This is a genomic window from Acidithrix sp. C25 (assembly GCF_904848545.2).
Genome location: NZ_CAJHCI020000007.1, coordinates 553,803 through 572,515, shown reverse-complemented (window position 1 = coordinate 572,515; position 18,713 = coordinate 553,803). Strand labels below are relative to the sequence as shown.

The 18,713-nt window shown below is 47.4% G+C and carries 14 protein-coding genes and 1 pseudogene; 9 read left to right on the top strand and 6 right to left on the bottom strand.

Going from position 1 to position 18,713, the window contains the following annotated elements:
- Positions 1-111: 111 nt before the first annotated feature.
- Together ACIDITHRIX25_RS84060 and ACIDITHRIX25_RS84055 are read right to left on the bottom strand one after the other, a co-directional pair.
- On the bottom strand, positions 112-348 hold the full coding sequence (locus tag ACIDITHRIX25_RS84060) for a hypothetical protein (protein WP_201732035.1): 237 nt from the start codon (positions 346-348) through the stop codon (positions 112-114).
- Positions 294-1,115, bottom strand: a pseudogene (locus tag ACIDITHRIX25_RS84055) (transposase); the annotation flags it as partial. The gene ACIDITHRIX25_RS84060 and the pseudogene ACIDITHRIX25_RS84055, both read right to left, overlap by 55 nt.
- Before the next feature lie 137 nt (positions 1,116-1,252).
- Here ACIDITHRIX25_RS84055 and ACIDITHRIX25_RS84050 point away from each other — a divergent pair.
- A complete protein-coding gene (locus tag ACIDITHRIX25_RS84050) occupies positions 1,253-2,386 on the top strand; it encodes an IS630 family transposase (RefSeq protein WP_249685821.1) in 1,134 nt (377 codons plus the stop codon).
- A 187-nt stretch (positions 2,387-2,573) separates the two neighbouring features.
- On the opposite strand, the gene ACIDITHRIX25_RS84045 is transcribed toward ACIDITHRIX25_RS84050, so the two are convergent.
- Positions 2,574-2,924 carry a hypothetical protein gene (locus ACIDITHRIX25_RS84045; RefSeq protein WP_052604058.1) on the bottom strand — a complete coding sequence of 117 codons (351 nt, stop codon included), beginning with the start codon at positions 2,922-2,924 and terminating at the stop codon, positions 2,574-2,576.
- A gap of 446 nt (positions 2,925-3,370) precedes the next feature.
- Positions 3,371-4,474 (bottom strand): AI-2E family transporter, encoded by a 1,104-nt coding sequence (locus ACIDITHRIX25_RS84040; RefSeq protein WP_052604059.1) that lies wholly within the window; start codon positions 4,472-4,474, stop codon positions 3,371-3,373.
- A 181-nt stretch (positions 4,475-4,655) separates the two neighbouring features.
- On the opposite strand from ACIDITHRIX25_RS84040, the gene ACIDITHRIX25_RS84035 reads away from it, so the two are divergent.
- Complete coding sequence (locus ACIDITHRIX25_RS84035) at positions 4,656-5,828, top strand: lysylphosphatidylglycerol synthase transmembrane domain-containing protein (RefSeq protein ID WP_052604060.1); 1,173 nt, start codon at positions 4,656-4,658, stop codon at positions 5,826-5,828.
- A 399-nt stretch (positions 5,829-6,227) separates the two neighbouring features.
- Here ACIDITHRIX25_RS84035 and ACIDITHRIX25_RS84030 read toward each other — a convergent pair whose 3' ends face one another.
- Positions 6,228-6,527: a helix-turn-helix transcriptional regulator gene (locus ACIDITHRIX25_RS84030; RefSeq protein WP_052604061.1), complete on the bottom strand. Its 300-nt coding sequence runs from the start codon at positions 6,525-6,527 to the stop codon at positions 6,228-6,230.
- 941 nt (positions 6,528-7,468) lie between these two features.
- Between ACIDITHRIX25_RS84030 and ACIDITHRIX25_RS84025 the strand changes: the two genes are divergently transcribed.
- On the top strand, positions 7,469-9,064 hold the full coding sequence (locus tag ACIDITHRIX25_RS84025; protein WP_052604062.1) for a Ppx/GppA phosphatase family protein: 1,596 nt from the start codon (positions 7,469-7,471) through the stop codon (positions 9,062-9,064).
- On the opposite strand, the gene ACIDITHRIX25_RS84020 is transcribed toward ACIDITHRIX25_RS84025, so the two are convergent.
- Positions 9,033-9,578, bottom strand: coding sequence for an Rv1352/Rv1906c domain-containing protein (locus tag ACIDITHRIX25_RS84020; protein ID WP_152625784.1), 546 nt, complete (start codon positions 9,576-9,578; stop codon positions 9,033-9,035). The two genes, ACIDITHRIX25_RS84025 and ACIDITHRIX25_RS84020, sit on opposite strands and share 32 nt — an antisense overlap.
- A gap of 1,344 nt (positions 9,579-10,922) precedes the next feature.
- On the opposite strand from ACIDITHRIX25_RS84020, the gene ACIDITHRIX25_RS84015 reads away from it, so the two are divergent.
- The 6 genes from ACIDITHRIX25_RS84015 to hutG all read left to right on the top strand — a co-directional run bounded on the left by ACIDITHRIX25_RS84015 (position 10,923) and on the right by hutG (position 18,701).
- Entirely contained in the window at positions 10,923-11,966 is a 1,044-nt protein-coding gene (locus ACIDITHRIX25_RS84015) for an aminotransferase class V-fold PLP-dependent enzyme (protein WP_052604064.1), read from the top strand.
- 527 nt (positions 11,967-12,493) lie between these two features.
- A complete protein-coding gene (gene hutH, locus ACIDITHRIX25_RS84010; protein WP_249685819.1) occupies positions 12,494-14,029 on the top strand; it encodes a histidine ammonia-lyase in 1,536 nt (511 codons plus the stop codon).
- Positions 13,996-14,730, top strand: coding sequence for a histidine utilization transcriptional repressor HutC (gene hutC, locus ACIDITHRIX25_RS84005; RefSeq protein ID WP_213333480.1), 735 nt, complete (start codon positions 13,996-13,998; stop codon positions 14,728-14,730). The genes hutH and hutC overlap by 34 nt, the downstream gene beginning before the upstream one ends.
- Before the next feature lie 65 nt (positions 14,731-14,795).
- Positions 14,796-16,514 (top strand): urocanate hydratase, encoded by a 1,719-nt coding sequence (hutU, locus tag ACIDITHRIX25_RS84000; protein ID WP_052604068.1) that lies wholly within the window; start codon positions 14,796-14,798, stop codon positions 16,512-16,514.
- A complete protein-coding gene (gene hutI / locus ACIDITHRIX25_RS83995; protein ID WP_201732032.1) occupies positions 16,514-17,746 on the top strand; it encodes an imidazolonepropionase in 1,233 nt (410 codons plus the stop codon). Before hutU ends, hutI begins: the two co-directional genes overlap by 1 nt.
- Positions 17,727-18,701 (top strand): formimidoylglutamase, encoded by a 975-nt coding sequence (hutG, locus tag ACIDITHRIX25_RS83990; RefSeq protein WP_201732031.1) that lies wholly within the window; start codon positions 17,727-17,729, stop codon positions 18,699-18,701. Before hutI ends, hutG begins: the two co-directional genes overlap by 20 nt.
- The last annotated feature ends 12 nt before the right edge of the window (positions 18,702-18,713 follow it).

Genomic DNA, 18,713 nt, shown 5'->3' with positions numbered 1-18,713 from the left:
GTTTGGTCATTTTTGAGATTGTGAAATCTCATTTTGGGTATAGTGACCTAATCCCTTGTCTTCTAGAGCAGTTCCTTCAAGTAATATTCAGTGTGTTAGGTAACCAGATGTTCAGGTGATGGCGATCTCAAACTTTCTGATCCGATCAAGAGCCTCTAAGAACTTATCCTTATAGTGCCAGTGTTCTTCAAGATGCAGTATTACTTTTCTAGCTGAACGAGTGATATGTCCTGCGATCTGAAAGTAACACCGTCGAAGCTTTGGTGTGGTTATTACAGTTTCTGTAATAGCACCTATTCGTGCCAGGTTGTGTGCAGTTGCACCGTGCCAGGTTGTGTGCAGTTGCACCGTGCCAGGTTGTGTGCACTTGCACCGTGCCAGGTTGTGTGCAGTTGCACCGTGCCAGGTTGTGTGCAGTTGCACCGTGTCGGGTTGTGCAGTTGCACCGTGTCGGGTTGTGCAGTTGCACCGTGTCGGGTTGTGCAGTTGCACCGTGCCAGGTTGTGTTCAATTGCACCAATGGCTAACCAGACCAGAGCTAACCAGACCAGAGCCAACCAAACGGCATTAGCGTTCATGTATCTGGATGGAACATGATTCCATCTAGAACCTCCTTTGAGATCCTTGATGACTAGTTCGATCTGGGCATGTACTCGGTGATCAGCCTCAAGAAAGAGCGTTTCGCCTTGTCGATCGGTAATAAATGCGTGATAGTCATAGTCTCTAAATAGTGCCAGCTGAGACCCTGGAGTAGGCTTGACCCTTCGTACGATAAGACGAACGTCTTGTCTATCTCTTGCAAATGCGCGATATTTCACTTCTGCTACATCAGCTCCACCTTCAAGCCAGTAGGGAATTGAAGTCCAGGCATCCTCTTGGATATCGGAGATGATACCTTTTAGTCTCTTGGACATCCGTGTTGTAATGCAAATGCGAACATCACCCGCACTAGCTGCGTCTCTAACGGCTCTTGAGAAGAACCCAGAGTCAAAACGCATGGTTATTTCACCAGTTGCTCCAGCGGCTCTGGCATTGTTGATTACCTGGGTTACAAACTCCCCGGCACCACGGGCGGTATTGGCATTGCCTTCACGTGTCACTATTCCAAGAATGTCACCTGTCTTGCCAACAGCTGCTACTAGTGTCCCCTCTCATAATTTCCCTGAAACTGAGGAATTAATCCCTTCGTAAGGTTGTTCTCCTTCGTAAGGTTGTTCTCCTTGGTAAGGACATAACCTTGCAAGGGAGAACGATGCAAAGTCACACCATTTCAGAGGAGCCAAACATTGATGCCAACCAGAGCAAGCCGCCCAAGAAGAGATCTGGACGACAAGCTTCGGTGGTTCCGCTCAGTCCCAAAGAACGTAGCGAATTAGAAGCAGTGGTAAGAAAGTCCACAGCTCCCATAGGACAGGTGGCAAGGGCCAGCATTGCCCTATGGAGTAACGAAGGGGTTGGAACCAACGAGATCGCGCAAAGACTTCAGATATCTACAGAGACGGTATGCAAATGGAAGCGGCGTTTTATCAACTACGGAGTGGAACTTCTCGATGACGCACCGAGAAGTGGAAAACCGAGAAGCATTGATGACGAAAAGATCGCCGAGATTCTAAGGATCACTTTGGAAGAAGAGCCCCCGCTTGCTACCCAGTGGTCGACGTCTTCAATGTCCAAGCGGATCGGGGTATCACCAGCGAGCATCTCACGTATCTGGAGAACCTTTGGCCTCAAGCCCCATGTCTTGGGATACTTCAACATCAGTACCGATCCGGCCTTTACCGAAAAGGTCCGCGACATAACTGGGATCTATCTCAATCCCCCTGATGCTGCACTGGTACTATGTATTGACGAAAAGACACAGATCCAGGCGTTGGATAGAACCCAGCCACTGCTTCCCATGAGACCTTTTGTTCCAGAGCGGCAAACACATGACTACAAACGCAACGGCACAACAAATCTCTTTGCAGCACTTGATGTTGCCTCTGGCAAGGTGATCACCAACACCACAAAGGCTCATCGGGCGATCGAGTTCATAGCCTTTTTGGATCAGGTGAAAAAAGAAGTTCCAAAAGAACTCGAAGTCCATATCATCCTGGACAATTATGCAACGCATAAAACCGATGCTGTACGGGCCTGGCTCATAAAAAACCCCAGATTCCACTTCCATTTTACACCCACCTACTCCTCGTGGATGAACCTGGTTGAGAGATGGTTCTCGGAACTGACTACCAAAATGCTCCACACATCCACCCATAAGTCACAAAAGCAACTCGTTGCTTCGATCAACACCTGGGCAGAGCGCTGGAACCAAGACCCAACACCATTTAGGTGGGTAAAGACAGCTGACGAGATATTCGCATCGATGGCAAAGTATCTGGGGAACTAGAACTCAGGGAACTTATGAGAGGGGATACTAGTGGGTGATACCCCCTTAGGTTGGTATAACCAAAGTAAGCTCCTTCTTTTTTGTTTCCATATACCTGACATACTGTGGAATCAACATCAATGGTAAGCGGCTCATCACCTCGACCTGCTCCAGCGAGCCAGGCTCGTTTTAGCAACAAAGCTGCAACTCATTCAACATCTGCGATGTCACTGGTCTCAAAACTACGCAAGAAGACACCAAACCTAGAAGGTGCTGGCATTATCTGACCAAGAATCACTTGTGCATTTGGGCTTTCAAGGATTGCAGTGTCATCAATGCAATCACCACCGGCCAAGATAGATGCGACGATAGCCATAGCTTTTCTGCCAACATTTGCTCGTCCAGGACGATCCTCTAGGTCAATGTGTAAATCAAAGAGATCCCTAAGGCCAAGTCTCTCAGCAAGGGTGATAGGGAGTATTAATCCACTGTTGGAAACTGCGTTCGAATCGTCAAAGGTGACTATCAAACACTCTAAAGCACTAGCAGATGCTCGCATCTAAAAGGTGCTCCTTGAACTGGTTGTTTTTTGACTATTACAACCTAAAGTTTACCAGTTCAGAGCACCTTTTCTATGCCAAAATCAAAGTCGATCGGCTAAATTTTCGGTGGATCCAGGGTTAGGTTCATGGTGGGAGTCGCCAACTCTACGAGGAGTGCCAAGGGATGCAAAAGCTATATCCCGAGTCAGCTCGAAAGGTCAAAAAGAAAAAGGCAATCTTTGGATCGACCTCTTGGTGCTTATTAATTCGAAGAGAACGCCAGATAAACTCATGGCTCAGCTGACTTTTTAAAAATTGACGCTTGATTCACTGAAGTGAAATATATTATCTCTCCAGCAAGTATCAAAGATAAACCAACTAGTCGAACTCGATTAAAAAGCAGTTTAACTGCTTCATTTCATTCAAGTCAGAGATATCGTCAACACCTCTTTTATGTAACCCTTCAATCAACGAAATCAGCTCCAAGGTCAGTCTGACTCGTATCAGATTGGCGAGCCTGGTACCTAGGCGCAATAATTTTCCAAACCTCAGCAGAAACGACTTGAATCATCGCAGCTACTGGAATTCCAATTAGAGCGCCAAGAAATCCGGCAAGATCCGCGCCGACCAAGACCGAGATGAGAACCCAAAGTGGATTCAGCTTCACCGCCTTAGCCATAATTATCGGATTGAGAATATGATTTTCCACCTGCTGATACGCGATAAAGACGACCAAGGATACTAAACCAGCTATCGGTGAATGCAAAAAGGCAATGGCTACTGTTGGCACGCCAGCAAGCAGCCCACCTACTAACGGTAGAAGATCCACGACTGCCACCCAAAGGGCTAAAAGCAAGACGAAAGGCACTCCGAGAAGCCACAGAGTAACTCCGACGATAATTCCTGCAATTGTCGAAGTTGCAACATTTCCAAAGACATAACCGGCAACCGCACGCTCACTCGCCTCGATCGTTCGGATAACTGTAGTGGATGTATTTTTACTCAAGAGTCCAAGAACCCCACGAATTATCACGGGACCTTCGAGCATGATAAAGACCGCCAATAGCGCAATCGTAATAAAACCTGTTATTCCTGAAAGCACAGTTCGAGTTGCAGATATCACTGGTCCAGTGAAATTGGTCAGAGCAGATGTAATCCTAGATGTGTTTTGAGCCACCCAGGATTCAATATGCAGTTGCTTGATTAGCAAGCCAAATTGACCCTGACCATTTTGAGCTTGAGACACTAAGGTTGGCAGCTCGTGGACAAAGGTAACTCCCGCCTGATAGAGAGGCTTCGTAAAGATATATAGAAGCCCAGATATCGCGGTCAGGCCTATAAAGACTACAAAAACTACCGCGATCGAGCGGCGCATGCGCAACTTTGACAGTCCACGAACTATTGGCTCTAGGACAATCGCTAGGATGCCAGATATTAGAAAATCCAATAACAGTCCTCGCAGCACAATTGCTAGATAGATGCCTAGTCCGGTCAAAACAACGATCAGATCAATCAATAGGATCCGCCGCATAAATTCAGCGCGAGAAGAACGTATCTCGAATTCCATGAAAACCTTAACCTTCATTTTGATAGATACTTATTAAGCTAAAAGCAACGCATTCGTTAAACTATGTCAACTTCTCTCCAATGAGAATCTAGCCATACGAATTCACGAGGGCGCCAAACTATAGCAAACGGAGCAGACAATCGGCGATTTCAAAGACAATGATCCAATTGATCACTCCTCCATGGCCAAAAAATGGAGGTCTCGTCTTCGCCTGCGTCGTTTTGCCATCAAGGGCATCAAAGGGGCGCTGCTACTGCTTGTTCTTGAATACCTCGTCCTACCCCAGCTAGCCGGGGCGAGAAAGTCTCTCAGCGTACTTGTTAACGTGAATGTAGCGTGGATAGGAGCCGGTCTCGGTCTCGAAATCGCAGCGCTAATCGCATACGCGAAGCTGACACAATCGGTATTGCCCACCAAGGTGCTCTCCCTTGGCAAGATCTTTAGAATAGACCTGGCATCCTTGGCAGTTTCACACGTGATACCTGCGGGAACCGCTGGAGGCACCGGAGTATCCATGAAACTCTTTACTGGCGGTGGCATACGAGCAACTGACGCCGGTTTCGCAATTGCAGTCCAAGGAATCGGTTCCGCGGTAGTTCTAAACCTAATCCTTTGGGTAGCTCTTATCATCTCAATTCCAATGAGAGGGTTCGACGCAATCTACGGAATCGCCGCCGGAATCGGCGCCGTTGTCTTCACCGTATTTTTCCTACTCCTGATTTTATTTACTCGAGGAGAGACAAAAGTTGAAAGATTGATCGATTGGGTTTCACGACGTATCTCATTCCTGTCCAAGGAAAAAGTAATGCCGATCCTACAGAGAATCGCCACTCGAATTCGCGATCTAGAATCCGATCCAGATCTCCTAAAGCGTGCAATAGTATTCGCGCTATTGAACTGGCTCCTAGACGCAGCATCGCTTTGGGTATTCATGGCTGCCTTTGGATATTACGTCAATCCAGACTCACTATTGGTCTCTTATGGATTAGCTAATGTTCTAGCAGCCATCCCAATTACCCCAGGAGGGTTGGGCGTTATTGAGGGTGTCCTCACCTCGACACTGGTGGGGTTTGGCTCGCCTCGCGCTATTGCAATCCTTGGGGTAATTGGATATCGATTAATCAACTTCTGGCTGCCGATTCCCGTTGGAGGCCTCCTCTATATCGGCGCAAATCGAAAGAACGGACCTACCACTGGAACATTACCAACGGTAATAAACAATGAACTACCCAGCGCAGAATCCAATGATGAACTTGAGGCTCGTTCCACTTCGATAAGTTCAAAGAAATTCATCGAAGCAATCACCAGGTCACATCTATTCCGCTACCGCAAGATAACGAAAGCTACCGATTGATCAACTTTTACACAAGGAAGCGGTTACAGGTTTAGAGAAATCGTCCATCTAAACACTACTATTTGGGTTTTGTTTTGGGCTAATCTCTTGGCCCAATCTCTAGAGCGCGAGCTAGAACTTTCACTAAAAAATTAAGCGGTTCGTAATCTTCCTTCGTCCGCTCGTAGCCGCTAACAAACTTTCCGACACATCTCTCCAGTCTCTGAACTGTACACCTCTGGACCATGCAGCTCTATAACGCTTTTCACCTGCTGGCGGGGTGTGTCTGAAAAACTCAATCGTTGAAACAGACAATAGGGCACCAAAATTTAAGCACACAACCATCCAAAGTCAAGACTCACCATGACCAGGGAGTACATGAGTGTCCTTATTCACAATGTAGCCATGCTGGCCATCGAGTCAACTTTCGATCATCTCTTCATTGAAGATGTCAAGCAAAGCGCCGACCTCTTTCGTAGCTTCATTGGGGTGGCGAAAATGCATTGATGCATTAACTTTGTAGTAGTTACGTCTACCAACTCTTGTCACCTCGACATAGCCATCCTCTACCAGGTCTGCGAGAATCATCTGAGTCGCTCTTTCGGTAATTCCAACCGCCTTCGCAATGTCTTTCATCAACGCATCCGAACGCGAATCAACTGCCAAAAAGACATGACCATGATTCGTCAGAAAGGTCCATTTTCGTCCAACTTTGTCCACTTGCTCACTCCTTGATGGATGTCATAATGACCGACTCCGACTAAACATTATTCCGGAATCAAAAATATTCCAAAGCCTGATGGAGCCAATTAATTTCCAAACGAAGTGGAGATTTTCCCAAAGGCGAAATCGGGTATAAAAAGTCATCGAAATAAACACTTCGCAAAGCAAACTTGTGATAAAGCTCACCAGGGCATCGCCTAAAACTTCCAATCCATGGAGAGCAATCCGTCAAAATGGGACAATAATAATTGAGACTCATTCAAACCGACCAATTAGCCAAGCAGGAAAAAGAAGGTTACTAACAGCGCTAAGGGCATGTTCTTGATCGTTTCTCTGTTGCCACGATATTTTGCGGCCACCAACAAACCCGAGATTGAGCTACCACCACAGCACCGAGTCTCAAAGAGATGACGCTTATCGTCGGCTATTCGCCACCTAGAGCGCAGGTGTAAAATGCATAGGTAGATGAGTGAGTGAGTGAATGAATGAAACCGCCGAAAAGGCAATTCAACTGATGGCAGCGAAATTCACATCATGGCAACCAATGTTTCCACAAGCCCGTTGTATATCATTTGGTTTCTCGGGCCAGAGCACCCAAAGTGGCAAATCGCAAGAACCAAATTGAACGAACCTAGCCTAAAACTGCCTACCTCGATTAAAAATTGGAATTGGCATTACCAATGAGATCCATAAAATCCCTTCTACCACCCGAATGAGGCGGCCATCACCATAAACACTCTAATAAAAGCAAGCAACACTAGTCGACCGAGTTGATAGATGGGAGTCGTTCTTGAATTAGTTAGCCATGATGGCCAAAAGGATCGGGGCACCCAAGGCAAACAAAATTCTCATCGATCTTGTCCACTCGGGAGAAGGTTCGCAACTAATTTTGAAATAGAATAAACCTTTTAAAAAATATCGCCTAAGTTGTCTCAGTAATGAGCGAACCAAGTTTCCTAAAGATCAACCAAATAGCGCCCACAGAGAACACCGGTGTAATTGTTGCCGCCCTCGATATGGGGTCTAACTCATTTCACCTAGTTGTGGCACGAGGTCATGGTCACAATAACTTTGAAGTTCTACTCAAAGAAAAGGTCATGATGCGCCTCGGTGATGAAGTCGCGCAAAACAAAGTGATATCGAACGAATCGGCAAAGTTAATCAAAGAGACGGTTGCTACTATGGCAAGCCTCGCCAGCGGTGTAGGCGCGAGCGAGATGGTCGCTTTGGCTACCGCAGCATTCCGAGACGCTAGAAATGCGGGTATCATCGTTGACGACTTAGAGGAGACCCTTGGCATTAAAGTCTCGGTAATCTCTGGACAAAAAGAGGCGGAATTAATCTGGAATGCGCTCACTCATGGGGTTGACTTCAATGGCGAAATGGTCATCGGCGCCGATCTCGGAGGTGGGAGCATGGAAATCACTGCGGGAACTCAAGATGCACTCGCCTATGCCAAAAGTTTCGCGGTAGGTGTAGGTCGCTTGACCACCCAATTTTCTAGCTCCAAAGCACCATCTGGCATAGATTCAAAATCTCTTCGGAGCCATCTTGAGGCAACCCTAGCCAATGAGCTACTTACCGTAAAATCAGAAATCGTCCCAACGACTCTTATTCTTTCTTCTGGAAGCTTCCTCAATATTGCCCGAATGGCCCTCCTTCGTACATCTCGGGCACAGTGGGAAAACACTTCAATAAATCAAGCCGAAATCGCTATATCACAGCTAAGATCGATCTGCTCGGACCTTACAAAGCTCGATCAAAAGTCTCGAAGCAAACTCTATGGCATCGACGAAAAGCGAATTGATCTACTTCCAGCCGGGGCAGAGGTCTTGGGACTCCTCTTAGACACACTGAAACCCGCTCGAGTTATCACATCTGAATGGGCACTTAGAGAAGGGATCATCCTACGAGAACTCTCTCAAAGAAGCGAAACAGAGTTCGAGGGATCACCTGAGTCGATCAAGCTTGCGTCGCTTACATCTGTGGCCGCCAGATATGGCTGGAACGAAGGCCATTCACGCCAAGTCGCAAACCTAGGTTTAGAGATCTTCGACCAGACTAAGGGCCTTCACAACCTCGGGGATTCAGATAGAGAACTTCTCTACCTAGCAGCCCTGGTTCATGATATCGGAGAATACATCTCAGTCGAGGGCCATGATCGCCACGGTGCCTACCTGTTGGAAAACTCACGACTTCCAGGTTTCAACAAAGATGAGCGAAATGAATTGCTCTCAATAGTCAGGTACCACAGACGTGGAACTCCAAAATCTGATTACGGGCCCTTTGGCGAACTCACCAAAGCCCGAGCAATCGTAGTAACAAAACTAGCTGCCATCTTACGTCTTGGTGATGCACTCGATCGCTCACATAGCCGCATCGTTGAAAAGTGCCGAATCGTGACCAATTCGACACAAGTCCTTCTTTTCGTTACATCACCGACAAAGATAGAACTTGAAGAATACGGGCTCAGGCGCAAACGTCAACTATTCGAAGACACATTTAATCGTGAAGTTCATCTAATTCAAGAGTAGCCATCTCCAAAGACAAGCAATAATCACTTAGTCGATGATCACTTGGTAGATCCAAATAACAACCTGAGCCTCCAGAAGTCTGATATGTTCCCGGGGCTATATTGATTCCCACCGCCCAGTCCCCATCACCAAAAGTAGTCAAAGGGGCACCAGTAGCTGCCAATGGACTCCAAGTACCACATCCCTGGGTCTGAAAACCAACGTCAGAAGCCAAAATAGTAACCACGCCGTGACCCGGTGGCGTTCCGTTCGCCAAAACACTAGAGAGCGATCCGCTCAAATCACTCGACCGCTCCCAATAACAACCTGAGCCTCCATAAGTCTGATAGCTTTCCGGGGAAATCTGCTTGCCGACGACCCAGGTGCCATCCGAAAAATTCGATCCCAACGATGCAGCTGCTGTCGTTTGAGACTGCGTCGCCGAAGTTGAAGCACCCAATGTACTGGAAGTAGTAGAAACAGGCGAATTTCTAGAACCAGTAGTAGTTAGTGGCTTATTCTTAGAAGCACTCACCTTAGATGAAGGAGTTGGTTTATTCTGATTGGTTGCAATAATGGCTAATTATGACCAACGCAGCGCCACCGATAGTCATCTTACGCTGGCGATTTTTTTAGGGCTGACATTAGAAATATCTAAATTCCAATCACTCGTAACCATGTATTAGAAAACCATTGTAACAAGTTGAATAGAGATATAAGCTCTTTTATAGATAGAGTTATCGATTCTTTTCTAAAAGTCTCAGTGCCATTATGAAACTTACTATTGAGCAGCAACCAAAGATATGAGTCCTGGAGTAGAATCAGAAAGATTTTGACTCCGAGGAGATACTCTGAAAGATTTACGCATTTTTATTCTTGCATTCCAAAATCAAGATATAAGCCCGCCTCGAACCCATTTAACTTCCAAGATGCCAAAACCAAAAGAATATCCCCGTTAAAAATGCTGTATGTCGTCTATTTCACAGGAGGATCAGCGTCAAACTTTGCCCCCTTGGAATCAGTCGGTTCTGAATTTTAAGGTACAAGCCACCCAGGCAATGACGACTAAATGTGCCTATTATGCGTCCCATAAAGTAGATTAACAAGATATTAAATCGTTAGGATATCATCGTAAGGTGATTGTTCAACACAAAGCTACCATTGCCATTGGTCCAGGGAATAGATCGAGCCAACTTTATTTTCACTTACACAATCGACACCAAGCAATCTAATCCGAATCAATAACGACCAGATAGATTCAAGACAAAATTACCTACAATCAAGAACAATAACCTTTCGATTTCAAGGCGTAGCGATAAACTCGCGCCTCTGGCTATGAAAAAATAAATCACTCAAAATTCTCGATTGTCTGTAATCCATCAGCTTTGGCAAAGCACGAGAATTCGGCCAATTTAGCCGCCAGCCAATCACCTAAAGCATTAAGTCCCCATCGTTAAACAATTAATAATTAAGGTACATCCCTATGGCCCAAAGGTTCCAGCGGCGCTCGTCGAAGTGCGATTCAATAGCGACATCCACCGCGCGGAGTCTTCATGGGCAATTCAAAAAACAGATCTAGAGTGCTTTAGTCTTGGCAGATCACCATTTTGTCGATAGAATCCCTTATGCCACAACGAAGCAAATCTCCAATTCTGATAGGCCTTATCATCCAGCGGTAAACCGGCTCTCCTGTCAATCATGAATCACATGGACATAACCTCTAGGCTGTGGAGAATTGACCCCAGCAACTTCAACCGATTCATCGAGAAGCTAACCTGTCAAAAAGTTATCTTTTACCCAAAACACAGGCCATCGTCGATCGCTCTTGCGTATTTTCTAGAAACGAGACAATAAAATTTCCAATAATCCATCGATCGAATTGGCTCAGAGCAACTTCCATCATTCCAATCACTACCTCGACACAGCAACTGTTGGATTGCCTCCGAGGACCACGACAAAAGCTATAGCCGAGACCCTAAAACTATGGGAAGAGGGGAACTTAGACATCCTTGCCTTTGACCAAGCCATAGAAGCGGCTACGAGAGATTTCGCATCGCTAGTAAAAACGTCACACAAAAACATTGGAATCATCTCTCAGGTGTCAACAGCAAGTGCACAAGTAGCGGCCTCGGTTAGCCCTGGTGGAACTGTTCTGCTCGCGATGGAAGACTTTACCTCTGTCCTTTTCCCTTTTATGACACGGGCCTCAATGGGCCAAATAAACCTCAGGATTGTTCCGCTTGTAAAGTTCATTGACTCAATCGATGACTCCATCGAACTCGCAGCCGTTAGCGCAGTTCAATCTAGCAGCGGTAAGGTAATAGACCTCACCGCACTCTCTGAGAGATGCAAGCTACATGGTGTGAGATCGTATTTAGACGCTACTCAGGCGATCACTTGGCTAGACATCAACTCAGAGCTTTTCGATGTCATCGCTGTGGGGGCCTACAAATGGTTATGTTCTCCTCGTGGAACAGGATTCATCTGCGTACAAGAAGAAGCCAGGAATTGGCTACAACCAATATTTTCAAATTGGTATGCGGGAGAAAATCCATGGACGTCCATCTACGGTCCACCACTTAGATTAGCTAGCGATACAAGACGCTATCAACTCTCGCCCGACTGGTTCGGTTGGGTCGGCGCGCAACATTCAATGGATTTAATCTCCAAGATCGGCGTAGCTGCAATTAAAAATCACAATCTGGAGCTTTCAAATGCATTCACAAATGAGTACGGTCTTGGCCCGACAGACTCCGCGATCGTCTCGATACCAGTTGAGCTGCAGCCACAACTCCTACACGAACGTAACTTGCGGACCTCGTATCGAAACAATAACCTCCGCCTATCCTTCCATTTCTACAACAATCTGAACGATGTTGAAGCAATGCTGCAACTACTTAGAGATTCAGCTAAATCACTCTAACAAAAACACTTCTAACAAGATAGGAGTGCCTTGGCACTAGGGATAGAACACGGATAGGAGTACCTGAACACAACAAAGACCCAGATCCGAACATAGCTCTTTGCTTGTCGCCGGATATGAATTACGCAATTGCACACTCCGAGGCATGTGGTTACCTTGCGATAGACCATATCCAATTAGAAAACTAGCCAGGCGTTTTCTCGCTCGACTTACAAAGATAAAAACAACGAGAATTCGCCCTCATGATATAAGCCCAATCAAAAGCCACAGGCTCTCGACCAACAGCGCTAAAGAGCTGGCACAAAAGCACCCAACTGCAACTTTATCAAGCCAAGGAGTGGGAACTTGATAAAAATTATTATGAATACATCTACAGAATCGATCCCGCAAGGGCGCTTAGCTACACGGAGATCAGCGATCTCGACCGAGTGGTCGAAACGAAAAAATAAAAAAACCGAAAAAATCCTGTCTAGACAACTTTGAAAGTGATACACTAAATTAAAGTTGTCTAGACAGGATTTTCAAATATGATCGAAATTCACCCAGGGAATCTATCGCTCGCCCAATTGCGGAGGATAAACCTCTCACATGAAGAGATATCTCTCGATACAAGTGCACTACCAAAAATTGCTAAAGCCGCAGATGCAATAGGTGCCATTGCTGCCAAAGGCGAGCCAGCATACGGAGTCAATACCGGCTTTGGACGATTAGCCACGACGCACATCGACTACGACCGCCTCGAACTTCTTCAAGAAAATTTAGTCCTCTCCCACGCAGTTGGAGTCGGATTGCCAATGGAAGATCCCGTAGTACGACTTGTAATGGTCCTAAAGATTGCAAGTCTAGCTCGAGGCCATAGTGGAATTCGATTCGAGGTAATCGACGCCCTTATCAAACTCTATAACGCTGGGGTAATGCCTATAATTCCATCTAAAGGTTCCGTGGGCGCCTCAGGAGATCTTGCCCCCCTTGCCCACATGGCGACGATCTTAATCGGCGTGGGCGAAGTGCGAATTGACGGAGTGCGCGCTAGTGCCTTGGTGGGTCTTAATCGCGCAGGTCTAAATCCACTAAAACTCGCTCCCAAAGAGGGGCTAGCGCTCTTGAATGGCACACAGGTATCCACAGCATTTGCTCTTCATGGACTATTTTCCATCGAGACATTATTTGCAACCGCCACGGTCGCCGGTTCCTTAGCTGTCGACGCCGCCGCCGGATCGACAGTTCCATTTGATGATCGAATTCATCAACTACGGGGCCACATCGGACAGATTGAAGTTGCTAAAAAATATCGTGAGCTTCTAAGCGGATCAGAGATTAACTTCTCCCACCAAGATTGCGCCAAAGTACAAGATCCATATAGCCTCCGCTGCCAGCCACAAGTAATGGGAGCAATATTTGATCAAATTATCCATGCCTCCAAAATCATTGAAATTGAGGCAAACTCGGTTTCTGACAATCCACTCGTCTTTCCTGACACTCTGGAAGTCCTCTCTGGTGGAAACTTTCACGCCGAACCGATCGCCTTTGCTGCAGACAACTTAGCAATCGCCGCCTCGGAGATCGGTGCTCTCGCCGAACGGAGGATTGCACTTCTAATCGACTCATCTCTCTCAGGACTGCCACCCTTTTTGGTGCGCGAAGGTGGCGTTAACTCTGGATTCATGATTGCCCATGTAACCGCAGCCGCCTTGGCGTCAGAGAACAAGTCACTAGCCCATCCAGCATCTGTCGATTCCCTTCCCACCTCAGCAAATCAGGAAGACCACGTCTCGATGGCAACCTTTGCCGCTAGGCGCTTGAGTGAGATAGCAAACAATGTGGCTGTTATCCTTGGAATTGAGATCTTGGTTGCAACCCAGGGGATCGACCTGCGGGCTCCACATAAGACCAGTAACGCTCTGGCCAAAGTGACTGAAATAGTTCGGCGAAAAGTGGCACATTACGAAATTGACCACTATTTAGCACCCGATATTGATGTAGCCAGACAGATGGTTGAAGAGGGTGTCATAGCAAACAGCTATCCCGGATGGACCACTACTTCCGGGCTGGATCTGCCTTGATCAACGAAGCGGGATATAGCTACGAAAAGATCAAAGCTTATCTCTTGAGCGAGATCGAAGGTGGTCGACTCGTCGCTGGCAGCAAGATACCTTCAGAAAATGAACTAGCAAGGCAGTTCGGGGTAGTTCGAATGACGGTAAATCGTGCAATTACAGAACTGGTCGGAGAGGGGATAATCTATCGAATCAAAGGCTCTGGGACATATGTCAGCGATGGCAGATTCGACACGACTCTAATCGAGATCGCGCCGATCTCAGAGACCGTATCTAAACGAGGGGCTAGCCATAGCGCCAAAGTTCAAACGGTGCGGCCCTTCCCTGCCTCGAAAGTTCTGGCTCGTGACTTCAACTTGGAGGAGGGAGCTCCTTTGTTTACCTCTGAAATCCTCCACTTTAGCGATTCCCGCCCAATTCAATATGAAGTGCGATATGTCAACCCTCAGGTTGCGCCTGATTATCTACTCCAAGACTTCGAAAGGATCACACCTACTGAATATCTAATAGCCGTCGCGCCTATCCAGCGAGTCGAATATGTAATAACAGCAATGGTGCCAACTCTCCACATAGCTAACGTTCTCGAGATGGTCCCACATGAACCAGTCCTAATGCTCCGAAGAAGAACGTTCGCCTTTGGCAAAGTTGCATCACTGGCCGAATTACACCACCCAAGCAGCCGCTTTGAATTCAGCGGCGTTATTTGATCGACAAAAAGACAATAACACAGCTAATTTAAATCAAACAGCGTCAACCAATAGGAGGACCAGCCATGTCAAACAACAATCCACTTCATCCAACAACCGACCGCTTTGACCCAAATCGACGAATCAAGGCACCCACCGGCAACAAGTTGACCTGTAAAAACTGGTTAAGTGAGGCCGCCTACCGAATGATTCAAAACAACCTAGATGACCAAGTGGCTGAACATCCCCAAGAGCTGATCGTCTATGGAGGGATCGGTCGAGCAGCTAGGAACTGGCAATGTTACGATGAAATACTCGAACGACTAGTGGATCTAGAAGAAGATGAAACCCTGCTCGTACAGAGTGGAAAACCTGTAGCTGTCTTCAAAACACATGCCGACTCCCCGCGAGTTTTGATTGCCAACTCAAATCTTGTCGGCCATTGGGCAACTTGGGAGCACTTTTCAGAACTCGACAAGCGCGGATTGATGATGTATGGGCAGATGACGGCTGGAAGCTGGATCTACATAGGCAGCCAAGGAATTGTTCAAGGAACTTACGAGACCTTCTTTGCCATTGCAAATCAACACTTCTTGGGAGACGCCTCCGGTCGCTGGGTCCTTACCGCTGGTTTAGGCGGGATGGGCGGCGCACAGCCATTGGCGGCGACGATGGCTGGCTTCTGCATGATTGCTGTTGAATGCGATGAATCACGCATAGATATGAGAATTGCAAGTAGATACCTCGATAAAAAAGCGATGGGGATCGACGAAGCAATTGAGATGCTAAATAGCGCGATAGCAGCTAAAGAGGTGATCTCCATTGGCCTAGTAGGAAACGCAGCCTCGATCTATAACGAACTTTACGATAGAGGTATCCTGCCTGATGTGGTAACCGACCAGACCAGCGCCCATGACCCAGTAAATGGCTATCTGCCAATGGGATGGACCCTTTCGCAGTGGCGTGAGGGCGCAAAGCAGGAGCCCGAGCGAGTCAGAGATGCAGCTGTAGCCTCTATGGCTCATCAGGTCTCGGCAATGCTAAAGTTCATGGATGCCGGGGTAGCAGCGGTGGATTATGGAAATAACATAAGACAGATGGCTCTAGAATATGGAGTAAAGCGAGCCTTTGACTTTCCTGGTTTTGTCCCAGCGTATATACGGCCCCTCTTTTGCGAAGGTTACGGTCCTTTCCGCTGGGTAGCGCTCTCGGGCGATCCCAATGACATCTATAAGACAGACCAAAAGGTAAAGGAGCTCATTCCAAACGATCGCCACCTCCACCACTGGCTCGATATGGCTCGTGAAAAGATCGCCTTCCAAGGGCTACCGGCAAGAATCTGCTGGGTCGGGGTCGAAGATCGATACCGTCTTGGCATGGCCTTCAACGAAATGGTCACATCAGGCGAGCTTTCTGCGCCAATTGTAATTGGCAGGGACCACCTAGATACAGGTTCTGTTGCTAGCCCAAACCGCGAAACCGAGGCGATGGCTGATGGAAGTGATGCGGTTGCAGACTGGCCACTTCTCAATGCGATGTCCGCCGTCGCTGGGGGCGCCACTTGGGTCTCAATGCATCACGGAGGAGGCGTGGGAATAGGTTTCTCTCAACATTCCGGCGTCGTGATTGTAGCAGACGGAACAGATGCTGCAAAGAGACGAATCGAAAGAGTTCTCTTCAACGACCCCGCAATCGGAGTCGTCCGCCATGCAGATGCAGGATACGAATCTGCAATTCAAAGCGCAAAGAAAAACAATATTCGACTGCCAATGATCGATCGTGCCTCCAAAAGCGGTTCAAGGTGATGACTCCAGCCAAAGTTCTAAGGAATGCCACCGTCGTGAACACCTCGGTAGAGGGTGGCTATGACTTTGAGAGAAATGTCACCCTGATCCTAAAAGATGGAGAAATCAAGGCGATCGTTGACGATCAAGGCCTCATCGAAGCACTCTCAGACTCTCCAATTGAGGCTGAGATTGATTGCCAAGGTCGCATCGTAACACCGGGATTGATCGACTGCCATAGCCATCTAATCTATGGCGGTAATCGAATTGACGAATTTAATGCCCGCATGGCTGGAGCCACCTACGCCGAGATCGCACTCGGCGGTGGTGGAATCAAACAAACAGTAGAGATGACCCGGTCAGCCTCTTTTGACGACCTTTACGAAGGTGCCAAGGCTCGGATGAAGACAATGGCCTCCTATGGCCTTACAACGCTAGAGATAAAATCGGGCTATGGCCTTGAATTTGAAACCGAGAAAAAGATGCTATCTGTCGCAAGAAAATTAGATGGATATCTTGGAATTACGATAACCTCGACATACCTTGGCGCCCACAGCATTCCAAAGGAGTTCGAAGGAGATGCTGGCGGATACTTAGACCAGATCCTAAACCACGATCTACCGGAGATGATAGCCCTTGGTCTCTGTGACGCTGTTGATATCTTTTGCGAATCAATTGCATTCGACACCCTGGCGACAAAGCAACTTCTAGGTGCTGCAAAGTCGCTAGGTGTTGGAGTGAAAGCCCACGCGGAACAACTCACATCGACAGATGGCACAGCCGTCGTCGTCGACTTGGGGGGATTAAGCGTCGATCACTTGGAGTATATCTCGGATGAATCAATTGCGAAACTCGCTAACTCAAAGACCGTAGCAGTGGTTCTTCCAGGCGCCTACTACTTTCTGAGAGAAAAAAAGGCCCCTCCTGTTGACAAATTGATCAAAAACAAGATTCCAATTGCCATAGCAACCGATCATAACCCCGGAACATCCCCACTCTACTCACTTTTATTGGCCATGAATATGAGTGCTGTCCTTTTTGGACTCACCCCCTCATATGCATTGCGATCTACGACCAAAAATGCAGCAATGGCCTTGGGCTTTAGGGACCGAGGTGAGATCGCTCCAGGTTTGCGAGGAGACCTAGCCATATGGGATCTCGAAGATCCAAACGAACTCACTTATCAAATCGGCGGCTCACCTTTATGGGGAAGAGTTGCCAACGGAGAGATCTATGTTCAGCATCGCTTCTAACCCTCCCCTTTCAGGCCGAGATGACCTCATCGAATCACCGATCGCTCTGCGTGCCCACCAAGTGATAACCGCTTGTTCAATCAAGGAGATGAAACCATCTTCAGTGGCACTAGTCGGCTTCGCATGCGACAAAGGGGTAGAGGCCAACCATGGACGAATAGGTGCAAGAAACGGACCATTTGCCATTCGCGAACAGCTTGGCAACTTAGCCTGGCATAGCAACCGGTCTTGTTACTACCTAGGTGACGTTATCACCAAGGACGAATCCCTCGAAGAGCTTCAGATCCAACTAGCCGACAAGGTATGCGAACTACTGGGCCACGATATTATCCCTATCGTTCTAGGTGGTGGTCATGAGGTCGCTCGTGGATCACATCTCGGCGTCATAAAAGCAAATCAATCAGACACCACTTTGACCAACTTAGCAATTGTGAACTTCGATGCCCATTTCGACCTTCGAAAGTCCAAGGTGGCCTCATCCGGTACGCCATTTTCTCAGATAGAACAAGATCGAAGGGGTCAAAACCTCGACTTTAGCTACTTTGTCCTCGGAGTCTCAGAACCTTCAAATACCCAAGCCCTCTTTGAGAGAGCTGCCGAACTAAACTGCTCGTACATTTTAGATTTCGACTTCGATTCAATAACCAACCACCAAGTCATAGAGATGGTCGAGCCTTTCGACGCAATTCATCTATCTATTGATTTAGACGTCCTACAAGCATCAGTAATGCCCGCAGTCTCAGCCCCAGCAAGCTACGGTGTCACTCTTTTTAGTTTAGAACGACTTATCCGAGCCTTACTTGCCACCAAAAAAGTACGTCTCGTAGAATTGGCAGAGCTAAACCCTACGTATGATATCGACAATCACGGAGCCAAAATAGCATCGCGGTTAATTCATACGATAGTGCATAACCTACCGAATTCACGGTGGAGCCCGTTATCGCAAGGATCCTAGACGATACCGAAA

Bases quoted from the DNA above. Each gene is read 5' to 3' on its own strand.
- ACIDITHRIX25_RS84050 (WP_249685821.1), top strand. From the start codon at position 1,253: ATGCAAAGTCACACCATTTCAGAGGAGCCAAACATTGATGCCAACCAG.
- ACIDITHRIX25_RS84045 (WP_052604058.1), bottom strand. From the start codon at position 2,924: ATGCGAGCATCTGCTAGTGCTTTAGAGTGTTTGATAGTCACCTTTGAC.
- ACIDITHRIX25_RS84040 (WP_052604059.1), bottom strand. From the start codon at position 4,474: ATGGAATTCGAGATACGTTCTTCTCGCGCTGAATTTATGCGGCGGATC.
- ACIDITHRIX25_RS84035 (WP_052604060.1), top strand. From the start codon at position 4,656: ATGGCCAAAAAATGGAGGTCTCGTCTTCGCCTGCGTCGTTTTGCCATC.
- ACIDITHRIX25_RS84025 (WP_052604062.1), top strand. From the start codon at position 7,469: ATGAGCGAACCAAGTTTCCTAAAGATCAACCAAATAGCGCCCACAGAG.
- hutH (WP_249685819.1), top strand. From the start codon at position 12,494: ATGATCGAAATTCACCCAGGGAATCTATCGCTCGCCCAATTGCGGAGG.
- hutC (WP_213333480.1), top strand. From the start codon at position 13,996: ATGGACCACTACTTCCGGGCTGGATCTGCCTTGATCAACGAAGCGGGA.
- hutU (WP_052604068.1), top strand. From the start codon at position 14,796: ATGTCAAACAACAATCCACTTCATCCAACAACCGACCGCTTTGACCCA.
- hutI (WP_201732032.1), top strand. From the start codon at position 16,514: ATGACTCCAGCCAAAGTTCTAAGGAATGCCACCGTCGTGAACACCTCG.
- hutG (WP_201732031.1), top strand. From the start codon at position 17,727: ATGTTCAGCATCGCTTCTAACCCTCCCCTTTCAGGCCGAGATGACCTC.